The sequence below is a fragment of the Variovorax sp. S12S4 genome (genome assembly GCF_023195515.1).
Classification (GTDB): domain Bacteria; phylum Pseudomonadota; class Gammaproteobacteria; order Burkholderiales; family Burkholderiaceae_C; genus Variovorax.
The window spans coordinates 4,581,158-4,597,556 of the sequence record NZ_JALPKR020000002.1; the positions used below are offsets into that span (position 1 = coordinate 4,581,158).

The 16,399-nt window shown below is 65.9% G+C and carries 16 protein-coding genes, 1 tRNA gene and 1 pseudogene; 3 read left to right on the plus strand and 15 right to left on the minus strand.

The features are described from left to right. Positions 1-212: 212 nt before the first annotated feature. Positions 213-539, minus strand: coding sequence for a hypothetical protein (locus M0765_RS22545; RefSeq protein ID WP_258505996.1), 327 nt, complete (start codon positions 537-539; stop codon positions 213-215). Between the two features lie 159 nt (positions 540-698). Between M0765_RS22545 and M0765_RS22550 the strand changes: the two genes are divergently transcribed. Continuing rightward, a complete protein-coding gene (locus M0765_RS22550) occupies positions 699-989 on the plus strand; it encodes a hypothetical protein (RefSeq protein ID WP_258505997.1) in 291 nt (96 codons plus the stop codon). Positions 990-1,063: 74 nt separating this feature from the next. Here the strand turns inward: M0765_RS22550 and M0765_RS22555 are convergent. The 6 genes from M0765_RS22555 to M0765_RS22580 form a co-directional block, all read right to left on the minus strand. Beyond that, positions 1,064-1,139: transfer RNA gene (locus tag M0765_RS22555), tRNA-Asn, on the minus strand. An 89-nt stretch (positions 1,140-1,228) separates the two neighbouring features. Further along, on the minus strand, positions 1,229-3,391 hold the full coding sequence (locus M0765_RS22560; protein ID WP_258505998.1) for a TonB-dependent siderophore receptor: 2,163 nt from the start codon (positions 3,389-3,391) through the stop codon (positions 1,229-1,231). Positions 3,392-3,402: 11 nt separating this feature from the next. Then, positions 3,403-4,335, minus strand: a complete 933-nt coding sequence (gene thiE, locus M0765_RS22565; RefSeq protein WP_258505999.1) for a thiamine phosphate synthase — start codon at positions 4,333-4,335, stop codon at positions 3,403-3,405. Continuing rightward, positions 4,332-5,159, minus strand: a complete 828-nt coding sequence (locus M0765_RS22570) for a thiazole synthase (RefSeq protein WP_258506000.1) — start codon at positions 5,157-5,159, stop codon at positions 4,332-4,334. The genes thiE and M0765_RS22570 overlap by 4 nt, the downstream gene beginning before the upstream one ends. Before the next feature lie 34 nt (positions 5,160-5,193). Then, positions 5,194-5,397 carry a sulfur carrier protein ThiS gene (gene thiS, locus M0765_RS22575; protein ID WP_258506001.1) on the minus strand — a complete coding sequence of 68 codons (204 nt, stop codon included), beginning with the start codon at positions 5,395-5,397 and terminating at the stop codon, positions 5,194-5,196. Continuing rightward, complete coding sequence (locus M0765_RS22580) at positions 5,394-6,485, minus strand: FAD-dependent oxidoreductase (protein WP_258506002.1); 1,092 nt, start codon at positions 6,483-6,485, stop codon at positions 5,394-5,396. The genes thiS and M0765_RS22580 overlap by 4 nt, the downstream gene beginning before the upstream one ends. Positions 6,486-6,621: 136 nt before the next feature. Between M0765_RS22580 and thiD the strand changes: the two genes are divergently transcribed. After that, entirely contained in the window at positions 6,622-7,485 is an 864-nt protein-coding gene (gene thiD / locus M0765_RS22585; RefSeq protein ID WP_258506003.1) for a bifunctional hydroxymethylpyrimidine kinase/phosphomethylpyrimidine kinase, read from the plus strand. Here the strand turns inward: thiD and M0765_RS22590 are convergent. Further along, a complete protein-coding gene (locus M0765_RS22590) occupies positions 7,436-8,791 on the minus strand; it encodes a purine-cytosine permease family protein (protein ID WP_258506005.1) in 1,356 nt (451 codons plus the stop codon). The two genes, thiD and M0765_RS22590, sit on opposite strands and share 50 nt — an antisense overlap. 298 nt (positions 8,792-9,089) lie before the next feature. On the opposite strand from M0765_RS22590, the gene M0765_RS22595 reads away from it, so the two are divergent. Then, the gene (locus M0765_RS22595) at positions 9,090-9,539 is read left to right on the plus strand and encodes a hypothetical protein (protein WP_258506006.1); all 450 of its coding nucleotides are present in this window, start codon (positions 9,090-9,092) and stop codon (positions 9,537-9,539) included. A gap of 68 nt (positions 9,540-9,607) precedes the next feature. Here M0765_RS22595 and M0765_RS22600 read toward each other — a convergent pair whose 3' ends face one another. From M0765_RS22600 to M0765_RS22630, 7 genes and pseudogenes are all read right to left on the minus strand, one after another. Further along, entirely contained in the window at positions 9,608-10,645 is a 1,038-nt protein-coding gene (locus tag M0765_RS22600) for an NAD(P)/FAD-dependent oxidoreductase (protein ID WP_258506007.1), read from the minus strand. Further along, positions 10,642-10,971 (minus strand): ferredoxin FdxA, encoded by a 330-nt coding sequence (gene fdxA, locus M0765_RS22605; RefSeq protein ID WP_055806301.1) that lies wholly within the window; start codon positions 10,969-10,971, stop codon positions 10,642-10,644. Before fdxA ends, M0765_RS22600 begins: the two co-directional genes overlap by 4 nt. 43 nt (positions 10,972-11,014) lie before the next feature. Further along, a pseudogene (locus M0765_RS22610) lies at positions 11,015-12,354 on the minus strand (sulfate adenylyltransferase subunit 1). Beyond that, positions 12,354-13,307, minus strand: coding sequence for a sulfate adenylyltransferase subunit CysD (cysD, locus tag M0765_RS22615; protein WP_258506008.1), 954 nt, complete (start codon positions 13,305-13,307; stop codon positions 12,354-12,356). Before cysD ends, M0765_RS22610 begins: the two are co-directional and overlap by 1 nt. Positions 13,308-13,339: 32 nt before the next feature. Then, positions 13,340-13,972, minus strand: coding sequence for a phosphoadenosine phosphosulfate reductase domain-containing protein (locus M0765_RS22620; RefSeq protein WP_258506009.1), 633 nt, complete (start codon positions 13,970-13,972; stop codon positions 13,340-13,342). A gap of 21 nt (positions 13,973-13,993) precedes the next feature. Continuing rightward, positions 13,994-14,389, minus strand: a complete 396-nt coding sequence (locus M0765_RS22625; protein WP_126746440.1) for a DUF934 domain-containing protein — start codon at positions 14,387-14,389, stop codon at positions 13,994-13,996. Further along, positions 14,386-16,164: a nitrite/sulfite reductase gene (locus M0765_RS22630; protein WP_258506010.1), complete on the minus strand. Its 1,779-nt coding sequence runs from the start codon at positions 16,162-16,164 to the stop codon at positions 14,386-14,388. Before M0765_RS22630 ends, M0765_RS22625 begins: the two co-directional genes overlap by 4 nt. Positions 16,165-16,399 lie beyond the last annotated feature (235 nt).

Sequence of the window (16,399 nt, forward strand, 5' to 3'; positions counted from 1 at the left end):
GCCTGCTCGCGCAGACAAACGGACTCCGCGATCAGCTGGTTTGCAACTGCGTTGAGCGCCGCAATCCTTAGCGCCAGATCCAAGCTGCTTTCAGTGCACATGCCTCTGATACGAGTCCGATGCGCTTTTGGATTGGGCTCGGGCGCTGGGCTGCCTTTTGCAGCTTGATGAAGAGGGCGCACGGCGAGTTGCTCGCGCAAGTGCCTGGCTGCCTACGGCCGGATCACGATCTGAGGCTGTATGACGACGGTGGGCGGCTCCACCGGCTGGGGCGCCGCATAGTAGGGGCCGTCATATTGCCGAGGGCGCGCGGCGCGCTCCTTGCACTTTCGCTCCTCTTTGTATTCGCCGCCTTTTTCCCACTTGCGCTCGACCTTGCAGCGGCCGTCCCAATACTCTTCCTTGTGTTCGCGCTTTCCGTGGCGGCCCTTGCCGTAGCCGTGGCCGCTTTCGTCCTTGTGCGGGTCTGCCAAGGCGGGAGCCACCAGGCCACCGGCCAGGAGGGTGGCAAGGGCCAAAGGGCGTAGCAGGTATTTCATGGCGGGCTCCAAAAATGTGAATTCTTCCCATCCTACCCGCTCCAGGACTGCCGTCCGACAGGCCGGGCAGGGCATCGCGATACCTTCGAGTTCTCTCTCAAGGAGCGATGCGGCAAGTGTCAGCGTCGAAGAAAAAAACGCATCCAACGAGGTTCAGCCATGCCGTTGTTCTACTTGCTAAGCCTGCAGACCGCCTTGCTGCCCAAGGTGGTGACGAGACCCGAAGATGTTCAGTACGTGAGCGTGTTGAAAGCAACCGGGCTTGTCGAAGCGGACATCGCGCCGGCGTCCGACGCGTGGGGCAAATACCACATTGCCCGGACAGCGACCGTGACGCGCATCACCGAAGACGGGCTCGCGGAAATCAACAAGATGCTGCATGAACCCCGTCGAATGGCGAGGACGCTGCAGATTGCCAGGAACAAGATGCGGCGTTCATCGTTGGCTTGAACGCACCGCCTAAAAGTAAATGCCCCGCTACCTTTAAAGTAGCGGGGCATTCAGAGGCCTTTACGGCTTTTTAGTGGCTCCTCGACCTGGGCTCGAACCAGGGACCTACGGATTAACAGTCCGGCGCTCTACCAACTGAGCTATCGAGGAACAAGCCTCAGATTATAGCGTGATTTTTTGGGCCTTTCGAACCCGCGAATACGTCGGCGATAAATTTTTGAAAATTTTTTGAGCGGCGCTCACAGCGACACGCTCAGGCCAAGTCGCAGCGTGCGCGGCGCTCCCGGAAACAGGTACACATGGCCGAACTGGTAGGGCGATTCTTTCCAGTAGCGGCGGTCGAAAAGGTTGTCGACGGCAAGGCTCCAGCTGGTCTGAACGCCGCGCAGTTTGGTGTCGTAGCGCAGTACCGCATCGACGCGGGTCCATGAGGGCAGGGTGATCGAACCATCGGGCAACACGTTGCGCCGGCCTTCATGCGAAAGCTGTCCCAGCAGCTCGAGGCCGGGCACCGATGCAACGCGGTACGCAGCCTGCGCGCGCAGCACCTGCTTGGGCACGTTGGTGGGCCACTGGCCGTTGACGGCGGGCTCTGCGGTGCTGTTGCGGCGCTTGGCATCCATGAGCGTGACGCTGCCGTCAAGGCGCCAGGGGCCCGTGTTCCATTGCGCGCCCGCTTCGAGCCCGCGGTGCACCGCGCTGCCGTCGTAGCGGCCATCGCACGGCGTGGTGCCAAGCCGGTTGCAGGCGTCGAGGTTCGTCATCGGGCGCTTGATGTCGAACCACGCAAGCTGCCAGTTGAAAACGTCACTGCCGCCCTTGAGGCCAACCTCCCACTGGCGGGAGGTGAGTGCGGGAAGCGCTTCGCCGGCGTTGGTGTACTGCGAGCTCTTGTTCGGCACCACCTGCGACTCCACGCCCTTGCCCCAGCTTGCGTATGCCAGCAGCCCGGGCTGGATGGCGTAGCTGGCGGCAACCCATGGCGTGGTGATGCCGTCCTTGTAGCCGGTGGGGCGCGAGCCGTCGGTGCGAATGCTGTCGCGGTCGAGCCGCGTGTGGCGCAACCCGACCCAGGTGGTGAAGCGGCTGTTCCAGCGAATGGCGTCCTGCACCGAAAGCTCGGTCGAGCGCTCGTCGCGGTTGGTGTTGGCGTCGGTCAGCGTCGGGTCCGCCGGCACGATGGCGGTGGCCCAGATGTTGCCGGTGCCGACGTAGTTGTAGGCCTGGTCCTGAAAGCGGTTGCGCACGCGGCTTGCGAGCAGGCCAAAGCCGAGCTCATGCCGCACGCCGCCGGTCATCACGTTGCCCTTGAGGTTCAGGCTGCCGGCGGTTTGCGTGCGCCGCTCGTTCTCGCTGCGAAAGTCGTAGAAGTCGAAGGTGCCGTCGGAGCAGTAGCGGTCGTAGTTGCCTTCGGCGCCGCAGCCGAAGGCGTAGGCCAGGCGGTCATCGGTCTTGAGCCGCTGCTGGCCGATTTGCGCACTCCAGCGCCAGTCGGCGTTGAGTGCCTGGCTGAAGCGCACGCTGCCGGTGAGCGCATTGAACTCCGAGGGCTGCGACCACGGCTGGTTGTTCAGGTTGATTTTCGGATCGACCGGCGCGGGCAGCGTGTTGCCCAGCAGGCTGAAGCCGTTCTGGCTGGGCTGCGTCTTGTGGCTGCGCTCGATCTCGAATTCGAGCACCGAGTCGCGCGTGATGCGCCAGTCGCCGGCCAGCGAAAACATGTTGCGGTTGCCGTCGAGGTTGTGCGTGAGCGGCTTCAGCTTTTCATTCACCACGTTGAGGCGGTAGCCGAACTCGCGGTTCGCACCGAAGCGCCCGCCAAGATCGAGCGCGCCCAGCACGCTGCCGCGGCTGGTGGTTTCGAGGCGCAGCGTGCGCAGGTCTTGTTCGGTCGGGCGCTTGACCACGTAGTTGACCAGCCCGCCCGGCGCACTGGTGCCGGCCTGGATGCCGCTGGTGCCGCGCAAGATTTCAACGCGCTCCTTGTTGTCGAGCGGAATCGATGTCTCGGCGCTGATCGGCAAGCCCTCGCGCCGGTAGTTGAAGCGGTTGTCCAGCACAAAGCCGCGCACGGACAGGTAGTCCCAGTAGCCGGCCGAGTTGTAGGCATCGGTCACCGACGAATCGAACTGCGTGAGGTCCGCCAGCCGGCGCGCGCCGCTCGCGCGGAGCTGCGTGCTGTCGATGACCGTGGCCGAGAGCGGCAGCTCGCGCACCGGCACGTCGCCGAAGCCGCTCACGTCGGCTTGCGGCGAGGCATTGCTTTCGTTGACCGTGATGGCGGGCAGCTCTGTTGGCTGCTGGGCCTGCGCGCTGCCGGCCGCCAGAAGGAAGGCGGCGGCCGTTGCGCGCGAAACCGGCGACAGCGGCCATGCGCGAAGAAGAGATTGCTTTTTGGTCATTGTTGTTCTGTTCATGCGGCGGCTGCGCTCATGGCAGCCATCCATTGCGCGGCCGTGGCCTCAGGGTTGTCTGCGGTGACAAGCGCGCGCACCACGGCGACGGAGCCGACACCGGTGGCCAGCACCTCAGGCAGGCGCACCGCATCGATGCCGCCGATGCCCACTTGCGGATAGCCGCGCAACAGGCGCGCATACGCTGCGAGCCGCGCCACGCCCTGTGGGGCCGTCGCCATTTTCTTGAGGGTGGTCGGGTACACCGCACCCATGGCGATGTAGCTCGGGCTCACCGCGTCGGCGCGCACCATCTCGGCGTAGCCGTGGGTGCTCACGCCAAGGCGCAAACCGGCATCGCGTATTTGCCGCACCTGCGCTGGTGAAAGCGCATCGAGGTCTTCCTGGCCAAGGTGCACGCCGTAGGCACCCGCTGCAATGGCCGTCTGCCAATGGTCGTTGATGAAAAGCAGCGCGCCGGTGCCGCGCACGGCGTCGACCGCAGCCTGCACTTCGCGTTCGATGGTTGCCGCATCGCCTGACTTGAAGCGCAGCTGCACGGTGGGCACGCCGGCGCGCGCCATGCGGCCGACCCATTGCGCATCAGGCAGCACGGCGTACAGGCCGAGCCGTGCGGGGCAGGGCGCAAAGGCATCGTCGCGCGCACTGGGCGGAAACGCGCGCATGCCGAAATCGGCCGGAGTCTCTGGCCATTGGCTTGCATCGAATGCGCCGGTGCGCACTGTCTGTGCCTGCCATGCGAGCGCGAGGCATTCGGCGTCGATCTCGATGAAGCCGAGCGCCGCGCAAGCCTGCTTGGCGCCGCGGTACACGGGGTCGTCCGACGAAAAGCTGCCGGCTGAAATGGCCGCGGCCGTGATGGCGCCAAAGCGCAAGCCATGCGCAGCGACGATGGCGTGGGCAACCGCCCGGTGGTCGTTCAATGCGGTCATGCTGTGTGATGCCAGAAGGGCGTGCCAAGCACCGGCGTGCTCGGCTGCGCGGAATCTTGCGCGGCCATGGCGCCAGAGCGGTAGGCGGCGCGGCCGGCATGCACCGCGTCTGCAAAGGCACCGGCCATCGACACGGGGTCTTGCGCCAGCGCAACCGCCGTGTTGAGCAGCACGCCGTCGTAGCCCCACTCCATCACCTGGCAGGCGTGCGAGGGCAGGCCCAGGCCCGCATCGACCAGCATCGGCACGCTGAGCCGTTCGCGCAGCAACTGCAGCGCGTAGGGGTTGACCGGTCCGCGGCCGGTGCCGATGGGTGCGGCCCACGGCATGACGGCCTGGCAGCCGACATCGACCAGCCGCTGGCATAGCACCAAGTCTTCGGTGCAGTAGGGCAGCACCTGGAAGCCGTCGCGAATCAGTTGCGATGCGGCATCGACGAGGTTCAGCGTGTCGGGCTGCAGCGTGTAGTCGTCGCCGATGAGCTCGAGCTTGATCCACGGTGTATCGAAAAGCTCGCGCGCCATCTGTGCGGTGGCAATCACTTCCTGCACGCTGTGGCAGCCGGCGGTGTTGGGCAATACGGGCACCGCGAGCCGGCGTAGCAGTTCCCAAAAACCATTGCCGCTGTCGCTGGCTCCGGGGCTCGCGGACTGGCGGCGCAGCGAAGCAGTCAACATCGCAGGCTTGGCGCGCTTCACCGCGGCTTCGAGCAGGTCCGGCGAGGGGTATCGCGCGGTGCCCAGCAGCAGGCGGCTGTGAAAGGTCTGGCCGTAGAGAACCAGCGGATCGTTGTCCGGAACGGAAGAGATGGAAGAGGTGGTCATGGTGATGTGTTGTCTCCTTCGCTATGTCGCTTGCTCAGCCGCCGGTCACCGGGCGGATCACTTCGATGCGGTCTTCGGGTTGCAGTGCGCGCGCCGCATAGGCCGAGCGCGGCACGAACTCGCGGTTCACGGCCACCGCGAAAGGCGGCACGGCATCCACCGCGGCCAGCGCGTCGACCAGCGTGGCGCGCTCGGGCAGCGCGAACGGTTTGTCGTTGATCAGGACGTTCATCGTCATGCTTCGGATGTCTCCAGGCCAAGGCTCTGCGCGAGTTCGGAGCGGCCGCGCATGAGCAATTCCATCGCGGCGTCGAGTACGGCGGGCGCGATCATGAAACCGTGCCGGTACAGGCCGTTGATCTGCAGCACGCGCGGTTGAGGTTGCCGGATTGCGGGCAGGTTGTCGGGCAGCGTGGGGCGGCACTGCGTTGCAATCTCCAGGATGCGTGCCTCGGCGAAACCGCTGTGCACCGCGTACGCCGCGCTCAGCAGCTCGAGCGTGGAGCGCACGCTCGCGGGCGACATGTCGTCCGATTCGATCTCGGTCGCACCGATCACGAACACGCTGCCGGGCTTGGGTGCGATGTAGAGCGGGTAGCGCGGATGCACCAGCCGCGTGGGGCGCTGCAATGCCACCTCGGGCGCATGCACGCGAATGACCTCGCCACGCACGCCGCGCAGTGCATTCCATTGAGGCTTGGCGCCGAGGCCACGGCAGTCGATCACCCAGTCGGGCTGGCCCGGCGCGCCCGGAGAAAAATCTTCCGGTGCGCGTGGCGACTGCCAATGCAGTTTCACGTCGGGGCTGGTTTGCAGCGTAGCGAGCAGTGCGGAAAGCAGCGCGCGGTTGTCGAGCTGGCCCTCGCCCGGAAGGAAGAGCCCTTGTGCGAAGCGCTGGCCCAGCGAAGGTTCCAGCGTGGCAATGCCGGAGCCGTCGAGCGCCTGCATCGCGGCGAGTTCGGGCACCTGGGCGCCGGTGCGGGCCAGCACGCGCGCGAGCCGCGTTGCCTCGGCAGCATCTTGCCGGTGCCACAACACCAGCGTGCCTTCGCGCTGGAAGAACACCGGCTGCGCCAGCGGCGCCAGCAGTTCGGGCCAGCGGCTCAACGCGTACTGGCCCATCCGCACGACAGACACCGGCGCCACGGCCGATTCGGCCAGCGGGGCGAGCATGGCGGCCGCGACGCGCGCGGCCGCGCCTTCCGCCTCGGGACGGCCTGCTTCGAACAGCTCGACCTTGCAACCCGCCCGCGCCAGCGTGACCGCGAGCAAGCGCCCCATCAGCCCCGCGCCGAGGATGGCGGCCGATTGAAACGGAAGGCTCATGGCTTTGCTCCTTCCCCCTTTGGGGAAGGTCGGGATGGGGGCGGTCAGAGCGCCCGATGCATACGCCGCTTGCCCCCACCCCAACCCTCCCCGGGAGGAGGGAGCAAGGCAAGGCGAGTCGCCGATAATTTTCAGCATGACCCAAGCTGCACACCCAAACGCGCCCCGAGCGCCCCAGCGCTACGTGCGCGTGCTCTCGATTGCCGGTTCCGACAGCGGCGGCGGTGCGGGCATCCAGGCCGACCTGAAGACCTTCGCGGCGCTCGGCTGCTACGGCATGACGGCCATCACCGCGCTCACCGCGCAGAACACGCTGGGCGTTTCGGGCATTCAGAGCGTGCCACCCGCATTTCTCAAGGCACAGATCCAGGCGGTGGTCGAAGACATCGGCGTCGATGCGGTCAAGCTCGGCATGCTGCATGCGCCCGAGGTGGTCGAGGTGGTGGCCTGGGCCATCGATCACTACCGGCTGCCCAACGTGGTGCTCGACCCGGTCATGGTCGCGACCAGCGGCGACCGCCTGATTGCCGCCGAGACCGTGCAGGTACTGGTGCGCGAGTTGTTTCCGCGCGCCGTGGTCGTCACGCCCAACCTCGACGAGGCCGCCTTGCTCATCGGCCATGCCATCGACGGCATCGATACGCTCGACCAGGCGGCCGAAGAACTGCTGGCGCTTGGCGCACAGGCCGTGCTGCTCAAGGGCGGCCACTTGCCTGGCGACGAAGTGGTCGACGTGCTGCTGGGGCGCGGCGGTATGCGCAAGCGCCTGGCCTCGGCCCGCATTGCGAGCCGCAACCTGCATGGCACCGGCTGCACGCTGTCGTCCGCCATTGCCGCGCACCTGGCGCTGGGCTTGGCGTTGCCCGAGGCCGTGGAGCGCGCGCGCGCCTACGTGCTCGGCGCCATGGCCGCCGGTGCGCGCGTGCGCATCGGCGAGGGACACGGTCCGCTCAACCACGGTTTTGCGCCAGTGCCGACGCACCGCCTGCCGTTGTTGTAGATGCCGGCTTGGGCCGGCTGAGCCACGCCAGCAGGAAGGTGGCCCCCAGCGTCGGAAGCGCGGCGCCGAACTGGGGCGCCCACTTGGCGGCAGCGTGATAGGCCGCGATGCCGGCAATCCAGATCAGCGCGGCGCCAAGGTCGACGCGGCGGTTATTGCCGACTGATGCAATGGCCCGGCCCGTGCCCAGTCGCCCCAGGATCACGCCGTAGAGCGGCACGAACACCGAGCTCAGCATCAGCAAAAATGGCTCGAGCGTGTGCATGGGCAGCACCAGCGCCAGCCCGGTGCACAGCGCCGCGATCAGCAGGCCCCAGCGGCGCACGCTCCAGCGCGGCAGCAGGCTGTGGGTGGACACCGCACCCGAGTACACGTCGCCGTACGCGTTGTCGAGCTCGTCAATGAGGATGAGGCCGAGCGCCACCAGGCCGCCTTGCGCTAGCAGCAGGGCGGTGACCAGCCCGGTGCCCGGCTCCGCCACGCTCACCACCATCACGCCGAGCGCGTAGCACCAGATGTTGGCCAGCGCGTAGCCGAGCCAGGTGCCGGTGAATGCGCTGCCGAGGCCACCCCGTCCGTTGGCATTGCGCTTGCCGTGCCGCGCATAGTCGGCCACCAGCGGCAGCCACGACACCGGCATCGCAATCACCAGGTCGAGCGCGCTGAACATGCCCATGCCGCCGGCGCCCGGCCGGGCCCAGAAGGCTTCAAGACCCTTTGCCTCCAGCCGCGTTGCGAACTGCCAGGTGAGCCATACCAGCGAAAGCACCACCAGCGGCAGGCCGAAGCGGCTCACGAAGCGACGCACCAGCTTGACCATGGAGCCTGCGAGCAGCGCAAGCAGCACAGCGCCCCAGAGCAGGGTGGTGAGCGCGCTGCCTAGCGGCCCGGTGAGTGTGAGCCCGAACGCCTGCTGGCCGATGGCCTGCGTGCCCTCGCGCATGATCACCAGCTCGAAGGTGGTCCAGCCGACCAGCTGCACGATGTTGAGCAGCACCGGCAGCCGCGCGAAGGCGCTGCCGTAGGTCGCGTGCATCAGCCCGGCGCTTGCCAGCCCGGTTTCGCAGCCCAGCCGCGCCGTCCAGGCCAACAAGCCCGCACCGAGCAGCGAGCCCAGCACGATGGCAATGGCCGCATCGCGCGTGCCCACCGCCGGCACCAGGTAGGCGCCGATCTGCATCACCAGCAGCCCCACGCCCAGGCTGAACCAGAGCGATGCGTGGTCGTGCCAGCCGAACACGCGCTGCGACGCCGGCAAGGGCGTCAGCGCCTCGTTGGCGGAAGAAAAACTATCGTCGTGTGCCATCCAGTTGCTCCAGTGCAAAAGGTTTGGCAGGTGGGCGAGGCTCCGGCGGCGGAGCCATCGCGCGAGACAACGCGACAGGCCGCCGGACCAGCTTCCCTGCGCGAGGATTACCTCGGGCCTCTTAAATGAATGAGAGGCGCAATCAGGTTCAAAGGGACTTTCTCAGCAGGGACGGCGAGCCGCCCTAGCACCCCTAGCGAACGAGTATTTTAGGCTCCCGGGCAGCGAATGGCTGAAAAATTGCGGCGTTCAGTTATAACGTCGACTTTCGTGGTGCCGTCCAGGCGAGGAGTTCTTGATGAGTTTGGATTTCCCTTTTGGTCGCACGGCAATCGTCCTCTGCGCCAGTTCGCTCTTCACGGTGACTTCCGCCGTTGCAGGTGAGGCCGTCGGCCGAGCGGCAAATGAAAGTCTCGCCGTCGAGAAATTGGCTGCTCGCACCGGACCGGAGAGCGTTGTCGTAGAGAGTGTGGGCGCCTATGGCGTCAATACGGAAAGCATCAGGCGCCATCTTGCCAACACATTGGCAGCCAACTCGGTGCTGACACCTCTACCGCGCTACAACGAGCGGTACAGCTTCGATGGGAAGCTTCGCACCTATGTCGTGCCGGTGCGCCCCGCCATCGACAACCCCGTCAACAGCTATTCACCCTACGACAGCAGTTCTTTCCGTCGAGATGCCGTGTCTGCGGATGCGTCCAATCTCGGCCTGCTTCAGGCGGTGTTCAAGCGCTTGGCTGCTGATTGAACTGGCTGGTCGGTTGGGTTTCTGGGCGATAGAGGGCCACTCGGCCCCGCCGCCTGCTTCAGCGGTTTTTAGCGGGAAGTGCCAGCCACGCCCAGCAGCTCATGCAGCCGCGTGCTGGTCGTCGTGTACTGCAGCGGAATCGCCTTGCCCGGAAACACCAGGGCGGCGGCACCCCAGGCGGCCAGCGTGGCCTCGTGGAAGCCGCAGACGATGAGCTTCTTCTTGCCCGGGTAGGTGTTGATGTCTCCCACCGCGAACACGCCGCGTTCGCGGGTTTCGTATTTTTCGGTGTCGACCGGCACCTGCTTGCGCTCGAGCTCCAGGCCCCAATCGGCAATGGGGCCGAGGCGGGGCGAAATGCCAAGGCAGGCGACCAGCGCGTCGAGCGGCAGGTCGACAGTCGTTGCGTCTGGGGTGGTGATCTGCAGTTGCTTGCCGTCGAAGGCGGTGGGCTGGCCCACCTTGAACGCCAGCTTGCCTTCGGCGACCAGCGCACGCATCGAAGCGACGAGGCCTTCGTCGGCCTGAAAGCCGTCGCGCCGGTGCACCAGCGTGACCTGTTTGGCGATGGCCGTGAGAGCGATGGCAGTTTGCAGCGCAATGTCGTCGCCGCCATTCACCACCACGGTCTGTCCCGCAAAGCGGTCCAGAGAGTCGGGGTGGTAGAAAAGCGCGCTGCCTTCGAATTGCGCAATGCCTTCGATGGCAATGCGCTTGGGCAGGAAGGCGCCGACGCCGGCCGCGATGAACACGGTCCTGGCCAGGAAAGCCTTGCCTGCCGAGGTCGTCAGCAGCAAGCGCTCATCGGCCTGGCGGGCGAGGGTGGCGACCTGCTCGCCGAAGTGGAACTGCGGCTTGAACGGCGCCACCTGCTGCAGCAGCGATTGCGCAAGATCGCGCCCGCTGGTGACCGGGGTGCCCGGAATGTCGTAGATCGGCTTGTCGCCGTAGAGCGCCAAGCACTGGCCGCCCGCGGCGGGCAGCGCATCGACGATGTGGCAGGAAATCTCGAGCAGGCCGAGCTGGAAGGCCTGGAACAGCCCGACCGGACCGGCGCCGATGATGAGCGCGTCGGTTTCGATGGGGGCTGCGCCTGCCGGGTTCAACGGACCAGTTCGCCGATCTTGTCGGTCTTGTCTTTCCACTCTTCGGCGTCGGGCAGTGCCGGCTTGCGCTTGGTGATGCTCTTCCAGCCGTCGGCCAGCGCGAGCTCGGCGTTGAGCTTGATGAAGGCAATCTGGTTGGCCGGGAGGTCTTCCTCGGCGTAGATCGCATTGACCGGGCATTCAGGAATGCAAACCGCGCAATCGATGCATTCGTCCGGGTCGATCACCAGCATGTTGGGACCTTCGCGGAAGCAATCCACGGGGCATACGTCCACGCAGTCGGTGTATTTGCAGCGGATGCAGGCTTCAGAGACGACGTGGGTCATTTGTCTTTTAGCGTCAGTGTGTAGGTCGGGAAAACCCGAGATTTTAGGCCTTTGCGGCGGCAGGCTGCACGAGCACGGCCGCAGCGGTCTTGTGGGTGGCCGTATCGACCAGCACCAGCGAGCCCAATGCCCGCGATTGGGTGAAGGGCAGAACGGCCAGCGGCTGCTGCAGCGCAAGCACCACGTCGCCGATGGAATTGGCCTCCAGCTGCGCCGTGGCTCGGATTCGAGCGTCGTGATGTTCACCCGGTCGACGATGCGCGCCACCTTGGCTTTTACCCAGCGATGGCCCTGCAGCGCCCAGTAGACGCGGCCCGCAACCAGCGGCTCGTCGTCGAGCCAGGCCACGGTGGCGGTGATTTCGCGCACCGGCTCGAAGGCCTCGGGCGCCAGCAGCCAGTCGCCGCGCGACACGTCCACTTCACGGTCGAGCACGATGCCGGCGCTGTGGCCCGCATGCACCGCTTTCGGCTGGCGCGTGTGGCTCAGCACCTGGGCGACGGTGGCGGTCTGGTTGCTCGGCAGCACGGTCACGCGCTGGCCGGGTTCCACATGGCCCGAGGCTACGCGGCCCCAGAACACGCGGCGGCCCTGCGAGGTGTCGGCCGAGGAAGAGAATTTTTCGACCCACTGCACCGGAAAGGCGAAGGGCACGGCCTCGTCCTGCACGGTCACCGGCAGTTCCTCGAGCAGTTCGAGCAGGCTCGGGCCTTCGTAGCCTACCCAGTTGGCATGGCGCGTGGCCACGTTCCAGCCCTTGAGGGCCGAGATCGGCACGATGGCGGCCACCTGCACGCCGGCCGCTTCGGCAAAGGCGTTCAGCGCGGTCGAAATGCGCTCGAAGGCCAGGGCGGCATCGTCGATGGCGTCGAGCTTGTTGACCGCGAACACGATCGACTGCACGCGCAGCAGATGGGTCAGCAGCGTGTGGCGGCGGGTTTGCGGCAGCAGCTCGCGCTTGACCACGGTGCCGTCTTCCACCTCGGCGGCCCAGGCCAGCTTGGTGGCGTCGACCAGCACCACGGCGGCGTCGGCGGCCGAAGCGGCGGTGACCATGTTGCGGGTGTACTGCTCGTGGCCCGGCGCGTCGCCGATGATGAACTTGCGCTTGGCGGTCGAGAAGTAGCGGTAGGCCACGTCGATGGTGATGCCCTGTTCGCGCTCGGCCGAGAGGCCATCGGTAAGCAGGGCCAGGTCGGTTTCGCCGCCGCGCTGCACGCCGGCCAGCTGGTCTTGCAGCACGGTCTTGCTGTCGACCAGCAGTCGGCCGATGAGCGTGCTCTTGCCGTCGTCCACCGAGCCGCAGGTGATGAAGCGCAGGGCGGTGCCGGTGTCGCCGTGGATTTCGGCGGTAGCGGGGTTTGCAGTGGTCGTTGCGCTCATCAGAAGTAACCGTCTTTCTTTCGTTTTTCCATCGAGGCTTCGGAGGTCATGTCGTCCATGCGCGTCGCGCCGCGCTCGCTGACTTCGACCGACAGCGTTTCGAGCACCACGTCGCCCGCATCGGCGGCGAGGCTCTCGACCGGGCAGGTGGTCGTGATGTCGCCCACGGTACGAAAGCGCACGTCGCGCACCTGCACCGTTTCGCCGTCGCGCGGCGGGGTGAGTTCGGTCACCGGCACCAGCAGGCCGCGGCGCTCGACCACTTCGCGCTTGTGCGTGTAGTAGATCGACGGCAGGCCGACGTGCTCGCGCTCGATGTATTGCCACACGTCGAGCTCGGTCCAGTTCGAAATGGGGAACACACGGAAGTGCTCGCCCGGGGCCAGTCGGGTGTTGAACAGCGTCCACAGTTCGGGGCGCTGGTCCTTGGGTTGCCATTGGCCGAATGAATCGCGATGCGAAAAGATGCGCTCCTTGGCGCGCGCCTTTTCCTCGTCGCGGCGGGCGCCGCCGATCAGCGCGTCGAAGCGGAATTCTTCAATGGCTTCGAGCAGCGTGACCGACTGGTGCGCGTTGCGCGACTCGCCCGGGTGGGCCAGGCGCACGGTGCCGCGCGCCATCGAGTCTTCGACGCTGCGCACGATGAGCTCGGCGCCCAGTTCTTGTGCGCGCTGGTCGCGATAGGCCGTGACTTCGGGGAAGTTGTGGCCCGTGTCGATCATCAGCAGCGGATAAGGAATGCGGCCGACGCCGAAGGCTTTTTCGGCGCACTTCAGCAGCACCAGCGAATCCTTGCCGCCCGAGAACAGCAGGGTGGGGCGCTCGAAGGCGGCCGCGACTTCACGCAGGATGAAGATGGTTTCTTCCTCGAGCGCATCGAGGTGCGTGTTGGACAGGTGCGCAGGGGAATGCATCGAGGGCTGCAAGAGTTCGGCTTCGGTACGGGCGTTCATCGGAGGGGGTCCTGGATGCGGAGATCGATCGTTCAGTGCGAAAGATGCAAGCCGCATTCGCGGTTGTCTTCGCCCTTGGTCGGGTCCACATAGTCGAAGTTGTTAGGCAGGCCGTTCGCTTCGCAGTATTCGTACAAATCCTTGGACGACCAGTGCAAGAGCGGCGCAACCTTGATCAGGCCGTCGGGGTTGACGCTGACCGGGTCCATCTGCGCGCGCACTGCCGTGTCGGTGGCGCGCAGCGCCGTAAACCACACCTTGGGCGCAGTTTCGCGCAGTGCACGGGCAAAGGGCTCCAGCTTCACTTCTTCGGTGAAGGCGGCGTGGCGCGGATCGTCGAGCGCCGGCGTCGGGCCTTCCACCGCTTCACGGTGCGCGCGCGAGCGGCGCGGCAGGTAGATATGCAAGTCCAGGCCCAGCTGCTTGGTCACTTCGTCGGCAAAGCGGTAGGTGGCCTCGGTGTTGTAGCCGTTGTCCATCCAGATCACCGGAACATCGCGCTTGGCGCGCGTGACCATGTGCAGGATCACGGCTTCGAACGGGCGAAAGTTGGTGGTGATGATCGCGGGTTGGCCGAGGCCGATTGCCCAGTCCACCAACCCCTCGGCGTTGCGGCCGAGTTCGGTGTTGATGCGTGCGAAGTCGATGTCCGTGGCAATGCTCATGTCGAAGGTTCCTGTGCCGGCTCAGTTGCTGGCCGCGAAGTGCGGCGCCGGCTGCACCGCGTCGCCCTGGTAGAAGGCGGCAAAGCGGTCGAACTGGCGCTGCGCGTCGGAGGCGTCCACGCCTTCCTTGAGCACGGCGCTCGAAAAACCGGTGCGTTCCATTTGCACCAGCTGGTCGATCAGCACGTCGCCCGTGGCGCGAATGTCGCCCTTGAAGCCCAGCCGCCGGCGCAGCAGAAAGGCCTGGCTGTAGGCGCGGCCGTCGGTGAATTTCGGAAAATTCAGGTCGATGCGCTCGATGTCTTCCAGGCACACCTCGATGGCGAGCGGGTCGGCATCGTTCGGCAGTTGCAGCACCTTCGGGTCGCCGTCGTCGATGTGTTCTTCGGCGGCCAGGATGTTCAGCTTGCGGTTCATGCTGCTTCCTCCACCTTGAAGCGCGCACTGTTGGCCGCGGCCTTGAACGGGTCATGGCCCACGCGGCGCAGCGTGTCGATGAAGGTCTCGCCATTTTCGCGGGTGTCGCGGTAGGTGGTGAGCACGGCCTCGATCACGCCCGGCACTTCGGCCGCCGAGAACGAGGGACCGACCACCTTGCCGGCCTGCGGGGTGCCGCTGAGCGCGGAACCGTCGGAGCCGCCCAGGGTGACCTGGTACCACTCCTTGCCGTCCTTGTCGACGCCCAGAATGCCGATGTGGCCGCTGTGGTGATGGCCGCACGAGTTGATGCAGCCGCTGATGTGCAGGTCGATCTCGCCCAGGTCGTCGAGCTCGTCCAGGTCTTGGTAGCGCTCGGTAATGGCTTCGGCGATGGGAATGGAGCGCGCATTGGCCAGCGCGCAGAAGTCGCCGCCGGGGCAGGCGATCATGTCGGTGAGCAGGTGCACGTTGGCGCTGGCAAAGCCGGCCGCGCGGGCGGCAAGCCACAGTGCGTGCAGGTCTTCGGCATGCACCCAGGGCAGCACGATGTTCTGGTCGTGCGTCACGCGGGCTTCGCCGGCCGAAAAGCGGTCGGCCAGCACGGCGAGCGTGTCGAGCTGGTCGGCCGATGCATCGCCGGGCGCCTGCTTCAGGCGCTTGAACGACAAGGTGACGGCGCGCAGCGCGGGGTTCTTGTGCGGGGCCACGTTGCGGGCCAGCCAGCGGGCGAACTGCACGTCGTCCGCGGCGTGGGCGCGCAGCTCGGCGTCGGTCTTCTCGGCGCTTTGCAGCACGCGGGTGGCCAGCGTCGGTGGCACGAAGGAGGCGGCCACGCGGTCGTACTCTTCCTGCGTGATGGTGTGCGGTGCGCCGTCGTGCTCGATGATCTGCTTGTACTCGGCTTCCACATCGTCGATATAGCGCTGGCCTTCGGCCTTCACCAAAATCTTGATGCGCGCCTTGTAGATGTTGTCGCGGCGGCCATAGCGGTTGTAGACACGAATCACCGCTTCGAGGTAATTCATGATCTGCTGCCAGGGCAGGAACTCGCGCAGCACGGTGCCGATGATGGGTGTGCGGCCCATGCCGCCGCCCACCTGCACGCGAAAGCCGATTTCTCCGGCCTCGTTCTTCACCACGTGCAGGCCCACGTCATGCCAGCCGGTGGCGGCGCGGTCTTCGGTGGCGCCCGTGATGGCAATCTTGAACTTGCGCGGCAGGAAGGCGAACTCCGGGTGCAGCGTGCTCCACTGCCGCATGATTTCCGCGAACGGACGCGGATCGGCAATTTCGTCGACCGCGATGCCGGCACGCTCGTCGCTGGTGATGTTGCGAATGCAATTGCCGCTGGTCTGAATGCCGTGCATGTCGACCGAGGCCAGCAGGTCCATCACGTCGGCGGACTTGGAAAGCGGAATCCAGTTGTACTGAACGTTCTGGCGCGTCGAGAAGTGGGCGTAGTGCGTGGGCAGCTTGTGGCTGCCGAGCAGGCCCTGCGTCTCGATGGCCTTCTTGTAGACCTCGGCTTCGGGCTCGTCGTATTCGCGGGCAATGCGGGCCAGCACGCGCAGTTGGCGGCTCGAGAGCTCGCCGTACGGCACGGCCACGCGCAGCATGGGCGCATAGCGTTGCACGTACCAGCCGTTTTGCAGCCGCAGCGGGCGGAACTCGTCTTCGGCGAGCTTGCCCTTTTGCCAGCGCTCGAGCTGGTCTCTGTATTGGGCTGCCCGTTGGTGGACGAACTGGCGATCGAAATCTGTGTATTGGTACATCGTGAGTCTTGAAGAAGTGCGGTGCCGCACGTCCAACGGGGCGCCCCAGCAAGAAGCCGAGATTCTGAAAGCACGCCTTATGGAAGCAAACTATTTTTTGGTTCGCGCCTTATGCGGATAAGCTTATTCTCCAATGCCCATGCGGGTTGCCGGGCGGTTGAATGCTTATTCTGGATAAGGGCGCGAGTGCTCCGCAGGCCTAGGATAAGGCCCATTGGCATTGCGCGTTTTGTCC

Coding starts and splice junctions, on each gene's coding strand:
- M0765_RS22550 (WP_258505997.1), top strand. CDS start 699: ATGCCGTTGTTCTACTTGCTAAGCCTGCAGACCGCCTTGCTGCCCAAG.
- fdxA (WP_055806301.1), bottom strand. CDS start 10,971: ATGACCCACGTCGTCTCTGAAGCCTGCATCCGCTGCAAATACACCGAC.
- M0765_RS22570 (WP_258506000.1), bottom strand. CDS start 5,159: ATGACCACCTCTTCCATCTCTTCCGTTCCGGACAACGATCCGCTGGTT.
- thiS (WP_258506001.1), bottom strand. CDS start 5,397: ATGACGATGAACGTCCTGATCAACGACAAACCGTTCGCGCTGCCCGAG.
- M0765_RS22630 (WP_258506010.1), bottom strand. CDS start 16,164: ATGTACCAATACACAGATTTCGATCGCCAGTTCGTCCACCAACGGGCA.
- M0765_RS22625 (WP_126746440.1), bottom strand. CDS start 14,389: ATGAACCGCAAGCTGAACATCCTGGCCGCCGAAGAACACATCGACGAC.
- cysD (WP_258506008.1), bottom strand. CDS start 13,307: ATGAACGCCCGTACCGAAGCCGAACTCTTGCAGCCCTCGATGCATTCC.
- M0765_RS22545 (WP_258505996.1), bottom strand. CDS start 539: ATGAAATACCTGCTACGCCCTTTGGCCCTTGCCACCCTCCTGGCCGGT.
- M0765_RS22580 (WP_258506002.1), bottom strand. CDS start 6,485: ATGAGCCTTCCGTTTCAATCGGCCGCCATCCTCGGCGCGGGGCTGATG.
- M0765_RS22595 (WP_258506006.1), top strand. CDS start 9,090: ATGAGTTTGGATTTCCCTTTTGGTCGCACGGCAATCGTCCTCTGCGCC.
- thiE (WP_258505999.1), bottom strand. CDS start 4,335: ATGACCGCATTGAACGACCACCGGGCGGTTGCCCACGCCATCGTCGCT.
- M0765_RS22620 (WP_258506009.1), bottom strand. CDS start 13,972: ATGAGCATTGCCACGGACATCGACTTCGCACGCATCAACACCGAACTC.
- M0765_RS22560 (WP_258505998.1), bottom strand. CDS start 3,391: ATGACCAAAAAGCAATCTCTTCTTCGCGCATGGCCGCTGTCGCCGGTT.
- thiD (WP_258506003.1), top strand. CDS start 6,622: ATGACCCAAGCTGCACACCCAAACGCGCCCCGAGCGCCCCAGCGCTAC.
- M0765_RS22590 (WP_258506005.1), bottom strand. CDS start 8,791: ATGGCACACGACGATAGTTTTTCTTCCGCCAACGAGGCGCTGACGCCC.